The sequence below is a fragment of the Ulvibacter sp. 2210JD10-4 genome (genome assembly GCF_058148525.1).
This window is the reverse complement of sequence record NZ_JBYVJZ010000001.1, coordinates 442,368-467,664: the sequence shown is the minus strand read 5'-3', so window position 1 is coordinate 467,664 and position 25,297 is coordinate 442,368. Positions and strand designations below refer to the sequence as shown.

Below are 25,297 nucleotides of genomic sequence, written 5' to 3'. Positions count from 1 at the left end.
AATTACTATTTTATTTTGAACTATAGATTAGGAATAACCAATTCCTGTCCGGGATGGATCATATCCGGATTGTTCAGGATATTTCTATTCGCTTCAAAAATTGAATTGTATTTCATAGGATCTTTGTAATAATGCTTGGCAATTTTACTTAAAGATTCACCACTTGCAACTGTATGACGTGCATAAATAGATTCATCTGCAACTGTAATATCTGCCATGATATCACTAGGATTATCACCACCTACACGTTTGATCTCATCCCAAAGAATATTTTTATCGTAAGGCGTGGCAGCAACCCCCCACACTTTTAATTGTCCGTTTTCTTCTTTAACATCACCATTTTGGATGTTCAATTTTTCTCCTAAATCCAAAACACTTTGATATTTTGCTCTAACCATTTTTGTAAATTTTATGTTTATAATCTTAAAGATACAAATTTTGTGATTTTGCCACTAAATTAAAAGGGTTTTTAATGTCAATAAATATTGTTTTTCGTTATGTGACATGTATTTTTAGTTAAACAGTATTGCAGAAATTAAATGAAATAGTTGATGAGAAAAATAAATAGATGGATTTCATTTACTAGAATTCAAATGTTCTGAAATATAATTAATTACCTGCTGTTGGGATAAGGCAGAGAAATTCACATATCTTTTTTCACTGTGAACATCTACTATTTCATCAATTGCATCATTTACCAGCATCTTATTTTCCCAGGTCTTTAATGCAGCGACCACTTTAGGAAGGCATCCTTTTTTATAGCTTATTTGCCCCAAAACGTGGATAAGGGTATTTCGAACCCGTTTGGTTTCTTCATACTGAAGCACTTTTAGCAGAGGCAGGATCTCTTCCGGATGCGTGCGCCCTCTTAGCTCAATTCCGTGGCATACCTGTCTGCGGATCTCTTTATCGGGATGTGTTAAGAATTGCTTTGCCCATTCAAGGGAAGGTCCCGGGTTTTTTTGACTCATTTTTTTGAGTGATCCAATAACGGCATTCCTCACTTTGTGATGCACATCAAATAATGCCTTATCAAATATCTTTGAAACTTTTTGAAATTGGAACATGCCTATTTCACCGGCAGTATTCACAACCGTCTGACGAACGTGTTCATCCTTTTCCGATACTAATTTCTGAAGTAGTAAAAGTATAGGTTCTCGTAGGGTTACTTCACTATTGTAAACCCTTCCAACCCCTAAATATGCAGCTTTCCGGATGTAGAGATCTTCATCTGAAAAATGATCAAGGAATGTATCTTCATCAGTATTTTTAACAGCTTCCTGAAGTTGAAACTGTATCTCTGCAACTTTTTTTACACGTTCTTCTTTCGGTAGGTCATAAAACGCCATTCCATTGGTATTTACTCTTGAAAGTAAAGGCATACGCACTTTCTCCTTTTTTCTGAAGGTATTCCAAGCGTTCTTTAGCTTCTTCCAGTGTTGGAATGTGACCTTCTTCCACATACCACAAAACCATATACATTTTTGGCATTTTGTGGAACCATTCCTTTTTCCGTTTAAAGATCTCTGCGTGGTCCGACTTGTAAACAAAATCGAACAAGCTTTCCCAGCTTTTCCAAATACTCATATTCACTAAAATGAATTCTGAATCGAAGGCCTGTACCGAATAGGGATTATCACTTTCATTAGCCGTAAAACGCCAAACAAACCCCGGGCTCTTATCTGCTAAAGCATTAATACGTTCCGTATTGTTAACGAAATCTGCCATGACAGGGCTGTCAATGGGGGCAATAGCTTCTGCAATGTTAAACTGTGCAAGATGCATATCACATTAATTATGTCCTATGTGACAACCACAACCACCGTACATGAAGCTCTGTGTTTCTTCATGCCATGGAAATGCCTGATTGTAATTATTTTGCTCCCAGTAAAATGGTTTGCGTTCTTCGGAATAATTTCCTATTTCATTCATGGTGGCAGCATCATATAAGCGTCCGTTTGCCATTACCATATCTATAGCTTGTGTGTTTTCAATACTCTCCAAAGGATTTTCAGAAAGAACCACCAGATCTGCCAGCTTTCCTTTTTTTAGGGAACCTATATCATTTCCGGCACCTATATAGTTAGCTGCATTGATAGTAGCTGCTTTTAAAGCTTCCATATTTGTCATTCCACCCGCAGCCAGCATCCAAGTTTCCCAATGTGCACCTAAACCTTGTAGCTGTCCATGCGCTCCCATATTCACTTTTACACCTGCATCAGCCAGACTTTTTACAGCACGGGAAACCTTTACGTGACCATTATCATATTCTTCTACCGGAACCATGGTACGGTGACGTGAACGACTGTCGATAATTGACCGGGGAGTGAACCTCAGTAGCTTTTCATTTTCCCAGACATTGTCCCGTTGGTAGTAATAGTACTCTCCACTTAAACCTCCATAATTTACAACTAAAGTAGGGGTGTAACCGGTTCCGCTTTTTCCCCAAATCTCCAGTATATCTTTGTAGACCGGAGCGACAGGAATGTTATGTTCTATCCCGGTATGTCCATCGATCACCATAGTGATATTGTGATAGAATGTTGAGCCACCTTCCGGCACAACATTGATACCTAACTCACGTGCTGCCTGTAATACTTGTTGCCGCTGTTCACGACGTGGTTGATTGTAACTTTTTACACTTAGAGCACCAAAGGCCTTGGTACGCCTAATATTACTTCTTGCATCATCAAGACTATTAATCAATGCTTTAAAATCACCATCGGCTCCATACAGTATGAACCCGGTAGAGTAGAGGCGTGGCCCTGTTAAACCACCACTTTTTTGTAATTCTGAAAGTGAAAACACTGTTTCTGTATTTGCAGATGGATCGTGCGCCGTAGTTACTCCAAATGCCAGATTTGCAAGAAATTGCCAGTTCTGCTGAACAGTCAGGCCGCTTCTAAATGCACCTATATGAGCATGTGCATCTACTAAGCCGGGAATGATCGTTTTTCCATTAGCTGGATATACTTTAGCATCAGACGGAACGGGTGTTTTTGAAGCTTCCCCAATACTTTCAATTTTGTTGCCGTTAATAACAATGTTCCCATCTTCAAAAACAGTATTCCCATCCATGGTGATGATTCTGGCATTGGTAAAGGCAATTCTTCCTGAAGGCTTATCGACAGTTGCTGTAAGCCCTATTTTTATTCCTTCGGTAGTCATATCAGGGACTTCAGTAGGAGAACCTGGCAAAAAGGTGAAGCGATTTTTAAGCTCATTGCTAAAATATTCATCACCCAAGGTCCACATCACCTTTTTACTGTCCGGAGACCAATGTAGGCTTATTCCTGCATCCTTTGCGATCTGTGAAACCGGAACGTAGTTAGATTTATTATCCAGATCGATAGCTTTACCACTCATCACCAACGGCGCTACAAACGCTTTGTGTAAGTTGGAGAAAGCGATCCATTTATTGTCAGGACTGGGGACTAAGCGATTTGCATATTTTGAAGAGACGTGTTCCTTTTCATCATTTCCTTTTAAATTGACGCTGATCAATTTTTTTGTCAGGTCTCCAAAATAAACTCCTCCGGTTTGTAGGAAAATTCTTTTTCCATCATTACTGAAGATAGGGTATTGACCATCATCGGTAACTTTTTCTTCATTACCTCCGGATGCATTCATAGTATATATTCCTGCATTTTTGGTATGTGTAAAACCCTGATCAGTATTTCCGTCTTCTTTTCTGAAAACAATAGCATTTCCATTTGGAGAAAAAGAAGGAGTACGATAAATTCCTTTTGCTGAAGTAAGTTTTACAGGAGTTCCGCCTGAAACAGGTACTTTAAAGATGGCACCTTTCTCAAGATCGTTCCAGGTAACGAAAACAATATCGTTTCCATTCGGGGAGAATTCCGGTTCAAACTCAAAATCGGTGCCGTTAGTTAGTCTTGTTGGCTTTCCGTTTGGTAACTCTTTTTTCCAAAGATACCCAAGCGCCTGAAAGATAATAATTTTTCCGTTAGGAGATGTAACTGTTTGCCTGATCATTTTTGGAGAAAAACTATCGGTTTCGATCGGGGTATTAAAATGTACGGTTTTTGCAAGATCAATTTTTACATCAGCAGTAAATGGTATGTCACTCACTTCCAGAGAATTTGTATTTATTTTATTGATTTTCCCACCGCTCCAAAAAATAAGTTCTGTGCTATTGGGCATCCAGTTAAAATTTGGATATACCCCAAAAATTGCCCAGGCTTCCTGTTGGTCTTTATTCAATTGATCAAATATTGGGCGTTCTTCTCCTGTTTCCAGATCGTGGATATACAATACGGTTTTGGTGCGGACACGTTTTACAAAAGCTAATTTTTTACCGTCAGGAGAAACTACAGGTCGTGCAGCACCTCCCGGGCCACCGGTTATGGTTTTGGTTTCACCGGTTTCCAAATCATATCTTTTGATTGCATAAATTTGTTTGTTGGGATCCTTATTGTATTGAAAAAATCCACCGGGATACATGTCTTCGCTGTAATACAAATATTTCCCATCTCGCGAAACGAAAGGTTCATTTACATCCTGTTGATCGTTTTTACGCTTTGTTAGTTGCAAACCACTACCACCAGTTATATGGTATTGCCACATTTCTCCGGCACCTAAACTTCTTCTGGAAGAAAAGTGTTTTCGGGCCACTAGGTAATTTCCATCCGGCATCCAAACAGCATTGTTGAGTAATCTGAAATCCTCTTTGGTAATTTGTTTTACATCACTTCCATCTGCATTCATCACCCAAATATTATCACCTCCTCCTGCATCACTTGTAAAGGATATTTTTGTACCATCCGGACTAAAACGCGGTTGGATCTCAAACGGAATCCCGGTACGAATGGCTTTTGCTTTTCCACCGGATACGGGTACTGTATAAATATCCCCTAACATATCAAATACAATTGTTTGTCCGTCCGGACTCACATCAAGATTCATCCATGTACCTTCATTAGTGGTAAAACTGTGGGTCTTGTAGTTAAAATCATCCCCGGGAGCAGCAACGCTCCATTTGGTGTCTTCTTTTTTATCTTTTTTATTCTTCTTTTTTTGTGCTTGTAACGATAACGTACAGGCTATTACTAGCAATGATAAGAGGATTCGCATTTTGATCGGTTTTTTTAGAGGTTTAAATATAGCACTTTTAGAAAAGATATTATTGACGCATTTTTATATTTGCCTTACAAAGTCTGATAATCTCTATAATTCTTTTTTCACGGGTTTCCTTCCGTTTTGCTTGATATAGCCAACTCAAGAACCCTTTACGATACCCGGGCGCAAAACTTTGATAGTTTTTATACGCCTTAGGATTTGCTTTAAATGCTTTTTTCAATTCAGGTGGAATAACCAAATTTTCCACATCATCCATAGCAGACCATGTCCCTGTTTCTTTAGCAAGCTCAATGATTTTCCATCCACTTTCATGAATAAACCCTTCTGGTTCTAACTCCTTGATATAAGATTTGTTGAGCGCACTCCAGGTACTTTTAGGACTACGGGGGCAAAAGTATTGTTTTCGTTTACCGTTACCTAAACTTTTCACGGTACTATCGATCCAACCATAACAAAGTGCCACTTTTACCGCCTCTTCCCAACGCATCGTGGGGGTTTTTAATTCGAGTTTGTAAAAAATGAGATAAACACCCTGTGGATGACTTTGGTGATTTATATGCAGCCATTCACGCCATTCTATATCGCGAGGAAAAAAAAGTTCCGGCTTTTCCGTGTTCATTTAACTACGTATTTCTTTCGACTCTACATAGAAATCTTTTTTAACGTCTACACTTTCAATGGTAGAAGGAAATTCTTTTGTTTTCCATTCTGAAGAAGGAAAAATCCATTCCTCTTTTCCATTTACAATAGCTATTACTGGCATATCAAAGTTTTCGATGATATTTTTATACCGAAACTGTAATTGATTACCCTCTACTTTATATTCTACTAAAGGAACCATTGTAGTACGTAAATATTGATCCCAGAACTGACTTAGATCTATACCTTTCTGTTCACTCAAATAGTCTTCAACTTGTTTACTTGAAACAGTTTTATGGTAAAATTCTTTGTTTAACCCCTGAAGCATTGCTCTCCATTTTTCATCATCTTCTACCAACTGTCGCAAGGTGTGCAAAATATTTGCTCCTTTGTAATACATATCACTACTACCTTCATTATGAACATTGTAGACGCCAATTAAAGGGCGGTCATTTTGTATCAACCTGCGAGTACCCAATACATAATCTGACGAAGCCTCGCTGCCAAAATGATAATCCAAATACAAATTTTCCGAATAGGCTGTAAAACCTTCATGAATCCACATATCTGCCACATCTATATATGTAATGTTATTGGCAAACCACTCATGTCCGGCTTCATGAATTATAATAAAATCAAATTTTAAACCCCAGCCCGAACCAGATAAATCTCTTCCTAAATATCCATTTTCGTATGCATTACCGTAGGTAACACTACTTTGGTGTTCCATTCCTAAATAAGGAACTTCAACAAGCTTAAAACTATCTTCATAAAATGGGTACGGGCCAAACCAATGTTCAAAAGCGCGCATCATCATAGGCACCTGAGTAAATTGTTTTTTTGCTTTTTTTTCATTTTCTCTAAGCACCCAATAGTCCATATCCAATTCACCCTTCAGTCCTTCATATTTTTCTCCAAAATGTACGTAATCACCAATATTTATATTTATTCCATAATTATTAATGGGGTTTACTACTTCCCAATGCCAGGTTCTGGTAGTACCATGGTCTTCTTTACTTTTTAGCCTTCCGTTACCAACAGCTATCAGGTCTTTTGGAGCAGTTATGGCAAGGTGGGTTCCATTCTCAGGTTCATCGTAAGCGTGGTCTTTATTAGGCCACCAAATACTGGCCCCGATCCCTTGATTTGATGTAGCGATAAAGTGTTTTCCGTTGCTGTCCTTTCTCCATGAAAAACCACCGTCCCACGGTGCATTGCGTGCTTCTCTGGGGTGTCCGGAAAAATAAATGGTCAATTCATATTCACGTCCTTTTTTTTGTGTTTCCTTAAGTTGAACAAAATGAGCATTTCCTTCCGAAGTAAATTTCAGTTCTTTTTCACCCTGAAGAATTCTATCGATCTTCATAGGTTCCTGAAGGTCGATCTGCATGACATCATTTTCTTCTAAAACAGTATATGTTATAATGTTACTCCCTTGAATAAATCTTTTATCCGGTTGTACTTCAACCGCCAAATTGTAATAAGTGATATTCCACCAGGCTCGTTCTGGAGTTATGCTTCCCCGAAGCGTATCTTGACGGGTGAAGTTTTGAGAAAAAGCAGAGATGCTCAGCAGAGCAATGGTAAATAGAGTTATAAGGTTTTTCATTACTTTAATGTATTAACGGTAATTTCATCATCTAAAAATTTTACTGGGAAACACAACAACACTTTCATGGCCTTTTGCACCAACAGCAGCTACTCCAAAGAGATAGTTGTCAATTACGATACCTTCCAATGTATATTCCGAAATGTCACCTACAAAACGGCTATGATCCCATGTTGGGGATGTTGTATCACGCCAGTAGATCTTGTATCCTACAGCGCCATTTACCTTATCCCATTTTAATTTTACCGAAGGTTCTACGATTCCTCCAATAGCTAAATTTTCAGGAGTAGGAGGAGCCCAGGCGATACTGGCCATATTAATGGCATTTACAGCAGTTAATTTTCTAGCATATTCAAAATTTACAAATTTTAACTTATCTCCATATTCAATACCGTTTTCCATACGAATGTCCTGATGCTGTTGTGTATAATTTTCATGGGATTCCATGATTCGAATACCCGGAAATCCTGCATCATTGAACGGACGATGGTGCCCGCCACGCCCAAAGCGGTCTAAGCGATATATGAGTGTGGGATTCATTTCCGGCATATAGGTTTTTGTAGTTTTATACACATAACGTGCCAACTGGCGAGATATGCCATCCACTTCGCCACCATAAAAACGGCGGGATCTTCTTTGTTGTTCTGTTTCGGTAGGAGGCACAGGTTCAGAAAATATTCTAAAATCACGATTACTAACGACGCCATTCACACCTTTAATGTTTCCGATCATATCATTGTTTAAAACACCAATAATTTCCCAACCCTTGTCCTTGGCATATTGAGCTAAACCTTTACCTCCAAACAGACCCTGCTCTTCACCACTCAAGCCTACATATATGATACTACTTTCAAAAGTATATTTGGAAAGGACTCGTGCCGCTTCAATAGCACCTGCCATTCCGCTGGCATTATCGTTCGCTCCGGGCGAGTCTGAAGTGAAATTGTTAGGATCACTCACGCGCGAATCAATATCTCCACTCATCACTATATAGCGGTTGGGGTATTTGGTTCCTTTTTGAACAGCCACTACATTCACGACCCAAACATCTTTTACAATACGCTTGTTCTCCCCTTTTTTAACCAGATCCTTCTGATAAAATACATCAAGGCATCCATTACAATCTTTTGAAATTGCATCGAACTCAGATTTGATCCACCTTCGGGCTGCACCTATCCCCCTGGTTTGCGAAAGGGTGTCGCTAAGTGTGTGGCGGGTACCGAAACCAACAAGTTTGGTAATATCGGCTTCAATTCTTTCTGCTGAAACGGCATTGATGATATCATAGATTCGTGCATCGGTTTGCGCAAATGAAATTACTGTAAAAAATAAACCGAAAGTAGAAATACAAATCTTCATTGTCCAATTGTTTGCAATAAAAATAACGAAAGATTTATTATTAGTTCTTGTTAAAGAACATTTTTCTACATGATCTTAGAAAGTCAATTAATTACTGTGTGGTTCGGCCACTATGGCCAATTTATTAAAAAGTTGACTGGCAGCCAGGCGAGTGATATCTTTTATTTTATATTCTGAAAGATCTGCGACCTTTTCCCATTTAGCATTTCCCAGCGTATCATATATAAAAAGTTTTGTTCCGCTTCCCAAAATCATTTGTGAATCATTTAACCAGGCATAATCTTGTATTCCGATTGGCAATTCGGTAATAAAATAGCTCTCTCTGCTTTTCATGTCAATTTGATAAACGTCATAATTACCTTCTTCATTTAGAGCAGTATAACTCACAGCATCGGTATCCGGTATTTTGTGGATAGACCTTCCGGAACCTTTTAAAATAGTATCATTCGCTTGTGTAGGCAGGTCTGTTATAACAAGGTCAAGTTGATCACCTGAAAGAACGGACGACACCAAAGTTTTCTTATCATAGAAGGTATAATAAGCAACTTGCAGATCTTTTATCAATAGATGTGATTTTCCTTTATTATCATAGTAATAAAGCCTTTGTAGTCCTGTAGTGTCCAGACGGACAGCGGTAAACCCAACGCCATCTGCAGCCAGTTGGGGAGAATATTCTCCTCCGGAGGTCTTTTGATTTACAGTCTCTGTAGTGCCTGCTTTTATTTGCCACGCCCGGATATCGGTTTGATCCTCTTCGGTTCCTGCATACAGAATCAATCCAAAAGCAAATGAGGGTTGACTATCATATCCCGGATTGTTTGAAATATTTTTAAAGTTTGTTATTTCCAGCCCGTTTTCAGAAGTAGCAATATCCATAACGAATACATCTGTATTGGATTGGGCCAGGAGTGAAGTACTTAGTATACAAAATATATAAGTTAGTCTTTGTAGCATGGTAATAATTTTGATTTAAATATAGCAAAGTTTAAGCCAAGTTTTAAAAACAAAAGCCACCTCGTTACGAGGTGGCTTTTCAACTAACTAACTAACCAATTTTCAATCTTAAAAAAATTGACTCTTAAAACGGATACTTCTTCTCCGCTATAACTTTTTCAGCAATCGTATTACGCATCCCAACTATATTGGGCATATTTTGGTACTTGGTAAAACGTTTTAGTCCCATAAGCATCATACGCTGTTCGTCTCCTTCAGCAAAGGAAATGATAGCTTCTTTTGCCTTAGTGTCGATAATGTCTATCGCATGGTATAGATACAATTTGGACATGGCAATCTGTTCTTTCTGAGTATCTTCACCAAAACGCTTTGCATTCTTTTCGGTTCTAAGAATTGCACTTTCTGCCATATAGATTTCGATTAATATATTAGATGCAGCCAATAACATTTGCTGGTGTTCTTCAAGTTCCGGTCCAAATTTTTGTACTGCAGCACCTGCTACCATTAAGAACACTTTTTTTAATTTTGCGACCATTGCTTTTTCTTCGGAAAGTACCGCTGAATAATCCGGAGTTTCAAAAGAAGGAATTCCCATGAGTTCTTTCCCTACTGCTGTAGCCGGGCCTAAAAGGTCCACATGTCCTTTCATAGCTTTCTTTACCAGCATTCCAACGCATAGCATCCGGTTTATTTCGTTGGTTCCTTCATATATTCTTGCGATTCGTGCGTCTCTCCAGGCTGCTTCCATTGGGGTATCTTCAGAGAATCCCATTCCTCCAAAAATCTGAATTCCTTCATCTGCACAGTTCTGAATGTCTTCAGAAACAGCAACTTTCAGGATAGAACATTCAATAGCATATTCTTCGACACCCTTTAATTCAGCTTCCTGATGTGTATTGCCTTCGCTAATTCTAATTGCGATACGGTCCTCAATATTCTTTGCTGCACGATAAGTAGCAGATTCTCCTACATATGCATTCATTGCCATTTCGGCAATTTTGGATTTAATGGCTCCAAACTCGGCAATTGGAGTGTTGAATTGTTTACGTTCTATTGCATATTGGGTAGCCCCTGTAGTAACACGTCTTTGTGAGTCTAAACAAGCGCCTGCTAATTTAATTCTACCTACATTCAACGCATTCATTGCAATTTTAAATCCATTACCACGAGTGGATAACATATTTTCAACAGGAACTATAGTGTCATTAAAGAATACCTGGCGGGTAGATGAAGCGCGAATTCCTAATTTGTGTTCCTCTTCACCTAAAGTGATTCCGTTGCTTGGGTCGTTTTCAACAATAAATCCTGTAATATTCTTGTCATCTTCTATACGCGCAAAAACGATAAACAAACTACAAAACCCTGCATTGGAAATCCACATTTTTTGTCCACTTATCTTATAATGAGTACCATCTTCACTAAGTACCGCTTTTGTTTTACCACTATTGGCATCACTTCCTGCTCCAGGTTCTGTTAGGCAATAAGCACCAAACCATTCTCCGGATGCTAATTTAGAGACGTATTTTTGTTTTTGTTCTTCGGTTCCATATAGAGTAATTGGTAAGGTTCCAATTCCTGTATGAGCACCAAATGCCGTGCTAAAGGATCCTGTTCCACTGGAAATATAATCACAAGTGAGTAGGGTAGACACAAAACCCATTCCCAAGCCACCGTAGGCTTCAGGTACTGCTACGCTTAAAAATCCAAGTTCACCGGCTTTACGCATTACTTCTTCTGTAAATGCATAATCCTTTTTTTCAAAACGATCTCTGTAAGGAATGATCTCCCGGTCGTTGAATTCCATTACAGCTTCTTTCATCATTTTTTGTTCTTCGGAAAAGTCTTCCGGAGTAAATATATCTTCGCATGCAGTTTCTTTTACCAAAAACTGGCCGCCTCTAAGTATGTCTTTGTTATTTGTTTCTGTATTCATAGTATTTCTATTTTGAGAATCAAGATTCAAGTTTCTTGGCTCTAACTTCTAATTCAAAAATTCATAAATTCCTGCAGCACCTTGGCCCGTACCTACACACATGGTGACCATCCCGTATTTACCTTTCATATCTCGCTTACGCATTTCGTCAAATAATTGCACAGATAATTTTGCTCCGGTACATCCCAAAGGGTGGCCTAATGCTATGGCTCCACCATTTACATTAACGATATCCTGATTCAAGTTCAATTCACGAATTACCGCCAGTGATTGTGAAGCGAATGCTTCGTTCAATTCGATCAGATCTATTTGATCCTGTTTCATACCGGCTTGTTTTAGTGCTTTTGGAATTGCTTTTACAGGTCCAATCCCCATAATGCGTGGTTCGACTCCTGCTGCAGCAAAGTTGACCATACGCGCAATAGGCTCCAGATTTAGCTCTTTCACCATTTCTTCACTCATGATCAGTACAAAGGCAGCACCATCACTCATTTGTGAAGAGTTTCCGGCAGTAACACTTCCGTTGGCTGCAAATACAGGACGGAGTTTCGCCAAAGCTTCTTTATTGGTTCCCTTTCGCGGCCCTTCGTCTTTTGTTACTGTGTAATTCTTTGTTTCCTTTTTTCCGGCTTTATTTACAAAAGTGTGTTCTACTTCAATAGGGATGATCTGATCCTGAAAACGATCTTCAGCTTGTGCCTTAAGGGCTTTCATATGACTGTTGTACGCAAATTCATCCTGATCTTCGCGGGATACGTTAAACTGATTGGCAACTGCTTCTGCAGTAAGCCCCATTCCCCAGTAGTAATCTTCGTGACCTTCTTTTGCAATTTTATAATCGGGGGTAGGCTTGTAACCTCCCATGGGGATATAACTCATACTTTCCGCCCCTCCTGCAATAATACAATCTGCCATTCCACTTTGGATTTTCGCAGTAGCAATCGCAATGGTTTCTACTCCTGAGGCACAATAACGATTTACAGTTACTCCCGGAACATCTTCAATTTTAAGCCCCATTAAGGAGATTAAACGTGCCATATTGAGGCCTTGCTCGGCTTCAGGCATTGCGTTCCCTACTATTACATCATCGATACGGGTCTTCTCTAGCTGAGGTAGTTCATTCATCATGTGCTGAATGGTTTCAGCAGCCAACTCATCCGGCCTCTTAAAACGGAATACTCCACGAGGTGCTTTCCCTACTGCTGTTCTATATGCTTTTACTATATATGCTGTTTTCATCTGTTTAGTGTTGAGTAATTAGATTTTAGTATTGAGTAATTAGGTTTCAGTTACCTCATTACTCTTCGTAACTTAGTTACGAAGTGGTTTTCCTTTCTGGATCATATGTTGTAATCTTTCCAGTGTCTTGCGTTCTCCACATAAACTTAAAAATGCTTCTCTTTCAAGGTCCAGAAGGTATTGTTCGCTGACCAGGCTAGGTTCTGATAAATCTCCACCTGCCATTACATAAGCTAATTTATTTGCGATTTTTTTGTCGTGTTCACTAATGTAATGTGCAGCTTCCATAGAGTCGGTTCCTACTAAGAACATACCTAAAGCTTGTTTTCCTAATACTTTTACATCTTTTCGTTTCACAGGTTTTGTATAACCTCGATCTGCCATCATTCTGGCTACTGCTTTTGCAGCTGCTATTTGCCGGTCTTTATTGACAATAACAATGTCTTTTCCTTTCCGAAGAATGCCTGTATCAAAGGCTTCATACGCTGAAGTTGAAACTTTTGCCATTCCAATCGTTAAAAAATATTCCTGAAGTCTGTTTAGCTCTACGTCGTTTTTTTGGAAGGTGTCACTGGCACGTAGTGTCATTTCCTTAGAACCACCACCACCGGGAATTACTCCAACACCAAATTCCACAAGGCCAATATAACTTTCGGCAGCAGCTACTACTTTATCAGCATGTAAGGTCATTTCACAACCACCTCCCAGGGTCATTCCGTGAGGAGCAACTACTGTTGGGATAGAGGAGTAGCGCAAGCGCATACAGCTATCCTGAAAGTATTTTACAGCAGCATTCAATTCATCATACTCCTGCTCCACAGCCATCATAAAGATCATTCCTATGTTAGCACCTACAGAGAAGTTGGCTCCTTGATTACCAACTACTAATCCGTCAAAATCTTTTTCAGCAATATCAATTGCTTTATTTAATCCAGCCAGTACATCACCTCCAATACTGTTCATTTTACTTTGGAAATCTACATTTAAGATGCCATCGCCAAGGTCCTCAATAACAACACCACTGTTTTTGAATACTTCATTCGATTCACGAATGTTGTTTAAAATAATGAATGCATCTTGCCCGGGTACTTTTAGATATTGTTTTTTTGGAATATCATAATAATAGGTAGCACCTTCTTTTACAGTATAAAATGTATTAATACCGGCATCCAACATTTCATTCACCCATGGAGCAGGTTCTTTCCCCAACTCTTTTATTAGCTGAATTCCTTCTTTTACTCCAACGGCATCCCAGATCTCGTAAGGGCCATTTTCCCAGCCAAATCCGGCTTTCATTGCATCATCAATCTTATACAGTTCATCTGAGATTTCAGGAATACGCTTGGATACATAGGCAAACATACTTCCAAAGCTTTTTCTATAGAATTCTCCGGCTTTGTCTTTTCCGCTAACCAGTACTTTAAATCGATCTATAACCTTATCAATACTTTTTGTTAGCTCCAGAGTAGAGAAGGAAGCTTTTTTGCCTTTTCGGTATTCAAGTGTTTTCAGGTCTAACCCTAAGATCTCACTTCGTCCGTCATCTCCTTTAATTTTTTTGTAGAAACCTTGCCCGCTTTTGCTTCCCAACCATTTGTTCTCCATTAGGGTATTTATAAAGGCAGGTAGTTTAAAAATCTCGTGTTCTTCATCATTAGGGCAGTTTTCATAGATACCGTTGGCTACGTGGACCAATGTATCCAGACCAACTACATCTACCGTTCTGAAGGTTGCAGATTTAGGCCGTCCGATAACAGGGCCTGTTAATTTATCAACCTCTTCAACGGTCAACCCCATTTCTTTTACCAAATGAAATAAACTTTGAATTCCGAAGATCCCAATACGATTTCCAATGAAAGCAGGTGTATCTTTTGCAATAACAGAAGTCTTTCCAAGGAATTTTTCACCATACCCATTTAAGAAATCCAAAACTTCAGGCTTGGTTTTAGGTCCCGGAATGATCTCAAATAACTTCAGATAGCGGGGAGGGTTAAAGAAATGTGTTCCACAGAAGTGTTCCTGAAAATCATCACTTCGCCCTTCGTTCATAAATTGAATGGGGATTCCTGAAGTATTTGAAGTAATTAATGTTCCGGGAGTTCTGTGTTTCTCTAAGTTTTCAAAAACTTGTTGTTTGATGTCTAAACGTTCAACAACTACCTCGATGATCCAATCCACAGCCGCAACTTTTGAAATATCATCTTCCAGGTTTCCGGTAGTGATCCGGCTGGCAAAACTATTGTGATATAGAGGAGCCGGCCTCGATTTGATAGCAGTAGTTAATGCGTCATTTACCAAACGGTTACGCACAACTTTATCTTTCAGGGTAAGTTCTTTGGCTTTTTCTTTGTCATTTAATTCGCGAGGGACAATGTCCAGTAGCAATACTTCTACGCCTATATTGGCAAAATGACAAGCAATACCACTTCCCATGATCCCTGAGCCAATGACGGCAACTTTATTAATTCTTCTTTTTGACATTTTATAGTATATTATTTTCAGATATATATATCTTTTTACTGTTGATGAGTTCTAAAATGGTATGTGCAACATTTTTAAATGTTTCTAAATCATCTATACTAACAGTTTCTTTAACTGCTTCATCAAAACGAAGCACCACATTTTTAGAAAACTCCCGCATTTCCAGACCAAAAGGAGTTAGATGTATGATAACACCACGGCCGTCTAACGGATTAGGTTTACGTTCGATCAACCCTTTTTCTTCCATAGATTTTAGGGTACGCGAAAGGCTGGTAGCCTCCATTCCCATTTTTGGGCCTAGGGCAGTGGAAGAGGTGCCTTTTTCCGGGTCGATACTAATAAGAGCAAAGCCGGTAGCCATAGTACTCCCTTTTTTACTGGCTTCTTCGTTGTACATTTTTTGCACCCCCATCCAGGTGGCACGCAATACATAATCGATTGTCTTTTCCTTCATCTTGGAAGATTAGAATATCAAAGATACGAAAATTTATTATGCATGCATAGTAAAATGAAAAATTATTGCTAAAGGATATTTTTAAGTTTAGAATTTATTTTTGAGGAAAAGGTCTTTTTTTAATGTTTCTCTTTTTACTTACTTTTCTTTTAAAAAAGGAAGATAGGTTGATTAAGATTCGTGTTCGTAGATCTTATTATAAAGATGTATGTATTTCTCTTTGATCACTTTCCGTTTCATTTTCATGGTAGGAGTGAGGTGACCACTTTCTATGCCCCAAACGTCCGGAGTCAGTTCAAATTTTTTGATCTTTTCCCATTTACCGAAGCGTTCATTGAACTTATCCACTTCTTTTTGAATACGTTTTATTAAAGTTTCATCATTTACTAACTCTCTTGGATCACTAGATAGTTTTTTTCCTTTACGCTCATTCCAATCTGCTATGAATTCCCAGTTAGGTTGTATGAGCGCTGCGGGCATCTTCTCACCATCACCTACAACCATGATCTGCTCAATAAAACGCGATTGCTTCATAGCATTTTCCAAGAGTTGCGGAGCGACATATTTACCGCCACTGGTCTTGAACATTTCTTTTTTACGGTCTGTAATTTTCAAAAAACCATCAGCATCGACCTCTCCTATATCCCCGGTATGGAAGTAGCCATCCTTTAAAACTTCACTTGTCTTTTCAGGATCTTTATAATAGCCTTGCATTACTTGCGGACCTTTTGCCAGGATTTCTCCGTCTTCGGCAATTTTTATTTCAGTATTTGATAGGGGTTTTCCAACAGTACCAATTTTAAAACCACCGTTTCGCATATCATTTACAGTTAATACCGGTGAAGTTTCAGTTAGACCATAGCCTTCCATTACAGGAATTCCTGCCGAATTGAATACTCTTGCCAAACGTGGCTGTAATGCCGCACTACCAGAAGCAATTGCTTTCAGGTTACCTCCCAACGCTTCTTGCCATTTACTAAAGATAAGTTTACGGGCCAGTTTTAATTTGGTTTCATACCACCAACCATTTTGACCATAGGGCTCCCATTGTAGCCCTAGTTCCACTGCCCAGAAGAATAATTTTTTCTTTATTCCGGTGAGGTCGGAACCTTTGGCGATAATCTTGTCATAGACCTTTTCCAGTAAACGAGGAACAGCAGTCATAACTTCGGGTTTTATTTCTTTTAAGTTATCACTAATGGTCTCTAAGCTTTCAGCAAAATGGATACTCACACCGCAGTATTGATACATATACAATAACATTCGCTCATAGATATGACATACGGGCAAAAAGCTTAACGCTTTGGAAGTTCCAAATTCAATAGGAAGCCGTTCTTCACTATGTACCGCATTACTGGCAATATTCTTATGTGAAAGCATAACACCTTTCGGCCTTCCGGTAGTTCCGGAAGTATATATAAGCGTAGCCAGATCGTCTTCCTTTACGGCTGCTTTACGGCTTTCCAATTCTTCTTGATTACTTTCGTCCTCTCCTAATTTCAATACTTCATTCCAATTAGCGCAGTTTTCCAGTTCATCGAAAGAATAAATACCTTTTAAAGAAGGTACATTATCTTTTATTTTTTTGATTTTAGCATATACCTCACTACAGGAAACAAAGCAATATACAGATTCACTATGGTTTAAGACATATTCGTAGTCTTCTTCACTAACAGTAGGGTATATGGGTACATCCTGAGCTCCGGTTTGTAAGATGCCTATATCGCAGATATTCCATTCGGTACGATTGGTCATTGAAATAATAGCTACTTTATCATTGGGTTGTACTCCTAATCGCAGTAAGCCACGGCTAATTGCATTAGCTTTATCAATATATTTCTGAGTGGAAGTAGCGACCCATTCTCCATTCACTTTACTTACAAGTGATTTTTCAAGTGGGTATTTTTCTAATTGATAGTATGGGAAGTCAAAAAGTCTTTTCGGGTCTGTCATAATTCGTAGTATTGTGAATATGCAAATTATGAAAAATTATTTAGTTTTTCTGAAATAAAAAACCACGGCAATTGCCGTGGTTCAAAATGTATTTTAGACATTTAATACCTATTGTTTTACAATTTTAAATGTCTGTGAAGTATTTTCAGAAGTTAACTTCATCAAATAGATACCAGATGCATAACTACTGTAGTCAAAGGTCATTGAACCTGAATTGTTTTTAGTGTTTGCAACTAATTGACCTTGTAGTGTATATACTTCAATAGCATAATTACTTAATGGAGTAGTAATGTTCAATAGGTCCTTTACCGGATTCGGATAGATACCAAATTGTTTTTCTGAAACATCATCTGCACCTAAATTTCCATCATCTACAATATTGATCGTTAGGTCATCAAAGTAGAAACCATCCAGTTCCATTCCACCATCCGAACGGAATTGAAAACGAACTAAGATCGTTTCCCCTAAATAATCGCTAAGGTTTATTTCTTCCAATACCCAATCGGTTTGAGATCCATCATATAAAGGCTCTCCTGTTGGTTGACTATTATTATTGGAACTTCCTTCGTTAGTATATTTTCCACATTGAGGAATCCAGGTACTACCTCCATTTATGGATACTTCAAATTGTGTATAATCGTAATTATTTTCAATATCCCACTTTGCATAAAAGGTAGCATTAGCACCTTTAGCATTAGTTAGATCTATAGAATTACTAAGTGTAATGGTTTCATTAGCATTACCGGAATATAAAGTTCCGGGAGAATCTGTGATCGAGCTTGAAGGCGAAACAAAGGTTGCTATTGTATTACCCCAACCATTGTTATTGAAATTATCTGTTGCACTATCACCATTATCTTCAAAAACGGCAACTAAGCTTCCTGCAAATTTTTCTACCGTAATTGAAGTGTCGAAACTTCCGTTATTAATTATCAATTCATAAGTAATAGCATCTCCGGCTGTAGTACCTGTAGCAAGTGTATATTGAATGGTACCATTATCTTCATCTAATACATTCATGTTTGAAAAGCTCACAGGACTACCTACGGATGTGATATTTGCAGACACTGCATTTACACTTACCGTAAAGTCTCCGGAACCTGCAACCCCTAATCTTTTAATGTCAAAAGTGGCATCTGCAACTACATTGTTACCTACAAAAAGTGGCGCAGTATCTTTTAGTCTGGCATAGTTATTCACCATTTTTGCAGCAGTGATATTGTGGTACATCATTCCTTTACAAATACCAATAATTTGGTTAGACGGAGGCCAGAAACTTGGCCCAATTTCCGGAGTAAATGCATAGATCTTATCGTGAGTACCAACAGTTCCATACATAAAATCATCACTGTCTCCTGCAGCTGGGTACAGCTCAGAAGAGAGGATATTGTTAAATCCATTCTGAGAAACCAATTCTTCAGAAATTCCTACATACAGATCATTTTCGGGAGTAGGAGCATTATCTATATAACCAAAAGGATATAATAGCAGATCACCCGAGGTATGATTGTTAAAGGCCATTACAAAATCGTGTTGTTCTACAAACCATTTAATAGCCTGGCTCTCTACTTCAGAAAAAGGTGCAGGACCATGATATACATTGCTATTAGGATCATTTGAAGTCCCGGCACCACCCCAAATACCATTATTAGGGTCCCCATTAATGTAATAGTCGTAATTTCGATTTAAATCTGTACCATGACTGTTCTTACGGTTCTTACGCCAGAAACCACCTCCGTTAGGATCGGTTTTCTCGTTATATAAATAGCCGTCCGGATTAATAACAGGCACAAAATAGAGTTCGGTATTATCTAAAATACTTTGTATTTCAGGATCTGAATCATAATTCTCCAGCAGATACCACATATAAAAAACCAATTGTGAAAGACTCGCAGGTTCACGAGCGTGGTGTATTGCGGTATATAGTATTTGCGGTTCTGCCTCTGCAGTATTTGGATTGTCACTTATTTTAACCCATTGGATACCATTTGACCCTATGGAAGGAGTAACAGAGTTGTCCGGAGTACCTTCGGTCAGGAAACTACCAATATTGGCTTTTTGGGTTATTAAATTTGGATATAGTGATTGCATTTCGTCCAGTTCATCTAGAAGCTCCTGATAAGTTAAATAGCCTCCCATACTCCCCAATTCAAAATTAGCAGGAGTTTGGTAATCGGTAATACCGGCTCCACTACAGGTTAGATTTCTCTGTGGAGGCGAAGGAGATCTGTTTTGTTGAAGGAAATATTCTTTTGAGTCTTCAATAAGGATATCTACCGTAAAACCGGCAGTTCTGGCAACTGCAATTTCAGTAACAGAAAAATCGGAAATCAGAAAGTATCCTTTCTTATGTGTTCCATGTTCAACAGGGACACCCAAGCTCTCCAATCTTTGAAGGTCATTTGGAGAAGAATAGTGAATTTTTGCACGTTGGTAGGTTTCCTGGGATTCTTGACTTATGCCAATAGTAGCACATAAGAAGATAAGGAGTAGTAGTTTTTTCATAGCGGTTGTTTATTTAATTTTTTCTCTTGGTCTCAAAACGTTAGAGATGCTAACATATTGTCTCAGTTTTTTTTAAGCCATTTTTGTGCATTTACAAACGCTTCCAGCCATGGAGAAGCTTCATCGCTCCTGTCTTTTGGGTAATGCGCCCAATTCCATGGAAAGTTTGAACGTTCCAAATGTGGCATCATTACCAAATGCCTTCCGGTCGCGTCGGTCATCATTGCCGTATTAAAGTCACTGCCATTAGGATTTGCAGGGAATGCATCATAGCCATATTTGCCTACTATGTTGTAGTTCTCTTCAGACTTAGGAAAGCTAAACTTTCCTTCACCATGAGCAGCCCAAATACCTAATGTACTTCCGGCTAGTGTTGATAACATCACCGAATTATTTTCCCGGATGAACACCGAAGTAAAATTACATTCAAATTTACCGGTCTCGTTGTGCAACATTTTTGGTTTCTCATCGTGTTCCGGAGTAAGTAACCCCAATTCAATGAACAACTGGCAACCATTGCAAACTCCCAGTGAAAGCGTGTTGTCTTTTGCAAAGAAATCTTTTAAGGCTTTGTTTGCTTTTTCATTGTACAAGAAGGCACCTGCCCAACCCTTAGCGCTTCCCAATACATCGCTATTGGAGAAACCACCTACGGCAGCTATAAAACGAATATCTTCAAGTGTTTCACGCCCTTCGATAAGATCGGTCATATGTACATCTTTTACATCAAAACCAGCCAGATACATTGCGTATGCCATTTCACGTTCACTATTGCTCCCCTTTTCCCGAATAATAGCTGCTTTTATACGAGGTTTACTATCATCAATTTGTGGTAATTCTCCGGTAAAATGTTTGGGAAATGTAAATTGTAGTGGTTGATTTTTATAGTTGTTGAAGCGCTCTTTTGCTTTTTGAACTCTGCTTTGTTTTTGGTCCAGTAAAAATGATGTCTTGTACCAGGCATCTCGCATTTCAGGAATGTTGAGATCTAAAATTGCTTCATTGTGTTTTAGTTGAAGCGTTTCAGTTTCGGTAACCTTTCCCAGTTTTACAAAATCAATATTTTTTTCTGAAAGAATATGCTCCATAACTGTGTCTTCTGAAGCTTGTAGTACCACAGCACAATTTTCAGAAAACAAAACCTTTACCATGTCTTCTCCCAACTCTGAAAGGTCCATGGAAGCTCCCAAGTCTCTATCTGCAAAGCACATTTCCAAAAGGGTAGTAATCAACCCTCCTGAAGCTACATCATGACCTGCCAGAATTTGCTCTTCAGAGATTAATTGCTGAATTGTATTAAAAACAGTTTTTACGTATCCGGCACTTTTTACGTTAGGAACCTCTTTTCCAACGGCATTCAGAATTTGTCCAAAAGAAGAGCCTCCCAGTTTAAAATCATCCTGTGAGATATTGATATAATAGATGCTTCCACCATTTTTCTGTAATACAGGTTCAACAACCTTTTTAACATCAGAACAATGCCCAGCTGCCGAAATAATCACTGTTCCGGGAGAGATTACTTCTTCATTTTTGTATTTCTGCTTCATTGAGAGAGAATCCTTTCCTGTTGGCACGTTTATACCCAGATCAATAGCAAAATCACTCACACCTTGCACAGCTTCATACAAACGGGCGTCTTCTCCTTCATTATTACAAGGCCACATCCAGTTTGCTGAAAGTGATACACTTTTCAGGCCTTTGTCCAAAGGAGCCCAAACTATATTTGTCAAGGCTTCAGTGATAGAATTTCTGGAGCCTGCAACGGGATCTACCAAAGCACTCACGGGAGAATGTCCAATAGAAGTTGCAACTCCTTCTTTGCCAAGATAATCCAATGCCATTACTCCGCAATTGTTTAGCGGCAATTGTAAAGGGCCTGCACATTGTTGTTTGGCCACACGGCCCGTCACACAACGGTCTACTTTATTGGTGAGCCAATCTTTACAGGCAACAGCTTCCAGTTGAAGTACCTGAACGAGATACTCTTTGATCTTAGAAGTATTGTAATTTGGATTTGTATAATTTCTTGTTACTGTCTGATCTTTTAATATGGTTTGTGGAGAACTCCCAAACATATCGGCCAGTTCAAAATCCATTGGTTTTTCACCTGTACTACTGCTCTCAAAACAGAATCGATTGTCACCGGTAACTTCGCCTACTTCATACATGGGAGAACGTTCACGGTCTGCAACACGTTTTAATTTTTCTATATTCTCATCACCAATCACCAGACCCATGCGTTCTTGTGATTCGTTTCCAATTAGTTCTTTAGCAGAAAGTGTTGGGTCTCCTACCGGGAGTTTATCGAGATCGATCTTACCACCTGTCTCTTCTATCAACTCACTTAAACAGTTGAGGTGGCCACCAGCTCCATGATCGTGTATGGAAACAATTGGATTTTCTTCACTTTCTACCATTCCGCGTACTGCATTTGCAGCACGTTTCTGCATTTCGGGGTTAGAACGCTGTATGGCATTCAGTTCAATTCCACTGGAAAATTCTCCTGTATCGGCAGAAGATACTGCAGCGCCACCCATACCTATTCGATAATTTTCACCTCCTAAAATTACTATTTTGTCGCCAGTGTAGGGTGTATCTTTTATGGCCTGGTCTGCCTTTCCATAACCAATTCCTCCTGCAAGCATGATCACTTTGTCAAATCCAAGTTTTCTAGCTTCTTCTTTGTGTTCAAAAGTAAGTACTGATCCTGTTATTAAAGGTTGTCCAAATTTATTTCCAAAATCGGAAGCTCCGTTACTTGCTTTTATTAAAATGTCCAGTGGGGTTTGATACAACCATTCACGTTCGTTCATTGCTTTTTCCCATGGACGGTTTTCTTCCAATCTTGAGTAGGATGTCATATAAACAGCTGTTCCCGCCAAAGGTAAGGAGCCTTTTCCACCTGCAAGGCGATCACGAATTTCTCCTCCACTGCCTGTTGCAGCACCATTAAAGGGCTCCACTGTTGTAGGGAAATTATGTGTTTCGGCTTTAAGAGAAATAACACTTTCAAATTCAGTTTCCTGATAAAAATCCGGCTTATCGGGGCTTTTTGGTGCAAATTGAATAGCTTTTGGGCCTTTAACAAATGCAACATTGTCCTTATAAGCAGAAACAATATCATTTGGATTTTCCTGAGATGTTCTTTTAATAAGTTTGAATAATGAAGAAGGCATTTCTTTTCCATCAATTTCAAACGTACCATTAAAGATCTTATGACGACAGTGTTCACTATTCACCTGGCTAAAACCAAATACTTCACTATCGGTTAACTTTCGGTTTATTTTTTTTGAAAGATCCTCCAGATAATTAATTTCTTCAGGATTTAAAGCCAAACCTTCTTCTTGGTTGTATGCTGCAATATCATGAATCTCCTTAATTGGCTCCGGCTTAATATCAATGGTGTATATATCCTGATCGAGTGATGCGTATTTTTGCGACAACATAGGGTCGAAGTCGGTAAACGCTTCATTCACATGATAAAACTCTTCAATTCGGATAATGTCCTCAATTCCCATATTTTGGGTAATCTCTACGGCATTTGTACTCCATGGGCTTATCATTGCAGCACGTGGGCCGACAAAAAAATCCGCCAGTGCGGATTTCTTTATCTTAGGTTGGTTACCAAATAACCACTGTAATTTTTCGATGTTTTTGTCTGAAAGTTCGCTAGCGGTTTGGACAGCAAAAACAGTGTTTTTTACGTCTCCAAAAAAGTGAATCATCCTTGTAGAGTTTGAGTGAATTTTTTAAAGGACAAAGGTAATTAATTTTTAAGATATATACTTCAAAAAGAGTAGATGATCCTCCTCTCTTTTTTATGCCTTTTCTTTTTGAAGCAATGCCATATAGAACCCGTCAAAACCAAACTCGCTTGCCCAAACCTTTTTATCTTTTACCAAGCTGAAGCCTTTTCCGGAATCCCGCTTTAAAAATGCTTTTACCTGTTTATCGTTTTCTGAAGGTAATATAGAGCAAGTTGCATAAACCAGTTGCCCCCCGGGTTTCACCATACGCGAATAGGAATCCAATAACTCTGATTGTGTCTTTTTTACTTTTTCAAGAAAGTCGGGGCTTGTTTTCCATTTTGTATCCGGATTACGTTTTAGAACCCCTAAACCAGAACAAGGAGCATCAATTAGTACCTTATCTCCCTTTTCAATTAACTTCTTAATTACTTTGGTAGAATCGATCAATCTGGTTTCGATATTGTGGGCTCCATTGCGTTTGGCCCTTCGTTTTAGTTCAATTAATTTGTTTTCATAAATATCTAAAGCAACTACCTGCCCCTTGTTTTCCATTAGAGAAGCAATGTGTAAGCTCTTTCCACCTGCTCCTGCACAAGCATCTATTACTCTCATCCCGGGTTGTGGGTCCAGCAATTGTGCAACTAATTGTGAAGATGCATCCTGCACTTCAAACCATCCTTTTTTAAAAGCCTCAGAGGTAAATACATTTGTACGCTCTTTTAGTTTTAGGGCATGAGGAAGGCCTTTAATAGATTCGGTTTCAATTTCGAGGTCGGATAACTCGTTTTGGACTTGCCTTAATGTCGCTTTTAAAGGATTTACCCGCAGAACAACATCTGCTAATTGATTTAATGCATTGATTTCCTGATCCCATTTTTTACCCAATTCCTTTTCACCTAATTCATCCAACCAATCCGGAATAGATTCGCGGTATCTTCTAATTTTTGAAAGTTCATCGAACTTTCCTTTTATACGTCTGACAGGAGTATTCTCCAACTGTTTCCAATCCGGTAATTTAATTCCTTTTAGTGTGGCCCAAATAGTGAACAATCTAAACAGGTTTGGACGATCAAAGGGCTCTTTTACTTCAGCAATTTCTGCATATAATCGTTTCCAACGTACAATATCATAAGTAGTTTCAGCAATAAAACCACGATCACGTGCGCCCCATCTCTTGTCCCGTTTTAAAGTATTCTTAAGAACTTTATCAGCTGGCTTCTTTTCATTAAATATCATGTGAAGCGAATCTATGGTTGCGAATACTAAATTACGATGTAGTTTCATCTGTTTATTAAATTGGTCTGCAAAGGTATTACAATCAC

At 38.7% G+C, this 25,297-nt stretch carries 16 protein-coding genes; all 16 read right to left on the bottom strand.

Features of this window, described 5'->3' with window-relative positions:
• Nucleotides 1-20: 20 nt before the first annotated feature.
• The 16 genes from ACY2RT_RS02285 to ACY2RT_RS02210 all read right to left on the bottom strand — a co-directional run bounded on the left by ACY2RT_RS02285 (nucleotide 21) and on the right by ACY2RT_RS02210 (nucleotide 25,259).
• A complete protein-coding gene (locus ACY2RT_RS02285) occupies nucleotides 21-398 on the bottom strand; it encodes a LysM peptidoglycan-binding domain-containing protein (protein WP_490154251.1) in 378 nt (125 codons plus the stop codon).
• A gap of 177 nt (nucleotides 399-575) precedes the next feature.
• Entirely contained in the window at nucleotides 576-1,382 is an 807-nt protein-coding gene (locus ACY2RT_RS02280) for a HEAT repeat domain-containing protein (RefSeq protein ID WP_490154250.1), read from the bottom strand.
• Nucleotides 1,336-1,785: a DUF3291 domain-containing protein gene (locus tag ACY2RT_RS02275; RefSeq protein WP_490154249.1), complete on the bottom strand. Its 450-nt coding sequence runs from the start codon at nucleotides 1,783-1,785 to the stop codon at nucleotides 1,336-1,338. Before ACY2RT_RS02275 ends, ACY2RT_RS02280 begins: the two co-directional genes overlap by 47 nt.
• Before the next feature lie 6 nt (nucleotides 1,786-1,791).
• Nucleotides 1,792-5,094: an amidohydrolase family protein gene (locus tag ACY2RT_RS02270; RefSeq protein ID WP_490154248.1), complete on the bottom strand. Its 3,303-nt coding sequence runs from the start codon at nucleotides 5,092-5,094 to the stop codon at nucleotides 1,792-1,794.
• 49 nt (nucleotides 5,095-5,143) lie between these two features.
• Nucleotides 5,144-5,719 carry a YdeI/OmpD-associated family protein gene (locus ACY2RT_RS02265; RefSeq protein ID WP_490154247.1) on the bottom strand — a complete coding sequence of 192 codons (576 nt, stop codon included), beginning with the start codon at nucleotides 5,717-5,719 and terminating at the stop codon, nucleotides 5,144-5,146.
• Nucleotides 5,720-7,348: a M1 family metallopeptidase gene (locus ACY2RT_RS02260; RefSeq protein ID WP_490154246.1), complete on the bottom strand. Its 1,629-nt coding sequence runs from the start codon at nucleotides 7,346-7,348 to the stop codon at nucleotides 5,720-5,722.
• A 27-nt stretch (nucleotides 7,349-7,375) separates the two neighbouring features.
• Entirely contained in the window at nucleotides 7,376-8,707 is a 1,332-nt protein-coding gene (locus ACY2RT_RS02255) for a M28 family peptidase (RefSeq protein WP_490154245.1), read from the bottom strand.
• 87 nt (nucleotides 8,708-8,794) lie between these two features.
• Complete coding sequence (locus ACY2RT_RS02250) at nucleotides 8,795-9,661, bottom strand: TolB-like translocation protein (RefSeq protein ID WP_490154244.1); 867 nt, start codon at nucleotides 9,659-9,661, stop codon at nucleotides 8,795-8,797.
• A gap of 124 nt (nucleotides 9,662-9,785) precedes the next feature.
• Entirely contained in the window at nucleotides 9,786-11,594 is a 1,809-nt protein-coding gene (locus tag ACY2RT_RS02245) for an acyl-CoA dehydrogenase FadE (RefSeq protein WP_490154243.1), read from the bottom strand.
• A 48-nt stretch (nucleotides 11,595-11,642) separates the two neighbouring features.
• A complete protein-coding gene (locus ACY2RT_RS02240; RefSeq protein ID WP_490154242.1) occupies nucleotides 11,643-12,833 on the bottom strand; it encodes an acetyl-CoA C-acyltransferase in 1,191 nt (396 codons plus the stop codon).
• A gap of 72 nt (nucleotides 12,834-12,905) precedes the next feature.
• Entirely contained in the window at nucleotides 12,906-15,314 is a 2,409-nt protein-coding gene (locus tag ACY2RT_RS02235) for a 3-hydroxyacyl-CoA dehydrogenase/enoyl-CoA hydratase family protein (RefSeq protein WP_490154241.1), read from the bottom strand.
• Between the two features lies 1 nt (nucleotide 15,315).
• Entirely contained in the window at nucleotides 15,316-15,768 is a 453-nt protein-coding gene (locus ACY2RT_RS02230) for a MarR family winged helix-turn-helix transcriptional regulator (RefSeq protein WP_490154240.1), read from the bottom strand.
• 171 nt (nucleotides 15,769-15,939) lie between these two features.
• Nucleotides 15,940-17,721, bottom strand: a complete 1,782-nt coding sequence (locus ACY2RT_RS02225) for an AMP-dependent synthetase/ligase (protein ID WP_490154239.1) — start codon at nucleotides 17,719-17,721, stop codon at nucleotides 15,940-15,942.
• A 108-nt stretch (nucleotides 17,722-17,829) separates the two neighbouring features.
• Nucleotides 17,830-20,226, bottom strand: coding sequence for a M14 family metallopeptidase (locus ACY2RT_RS02220; protein WP_490154238.1), 2,397 nt, complete (start codon nucleotides 20,224-20,226; stop codon nucleotides 17,830-17,832).
• Between the two features lie 62 nt (nucleotides 20,227-20,288).
• Entirely contained in the window at nucleotides 20,289-23,951 is a 3,663-nt protein-coding gene (purL, locus tag ACY2RT_RS02215) for a phosphoribosylformylglycinamidine synthase (protein WP_490154237.1), read from the bottom strand.
• Nucleotides 23,952-24,044: 93 nt separating this feature from the next.
• A complete protein-coding gene (locus ACY2RT_RS02210) occupies nucleotides 24,045-25,259 on the bottom strand; it encodes an RsmB/NOP family class I SAM-dependent RNA methyltransferase (RefSeq protein WP_490154924.1) in 1,215 nt (404 codons plus the stop codon).
• Nucleotides 25,260-25,297 lie beyond the last annotated feature (38 nt).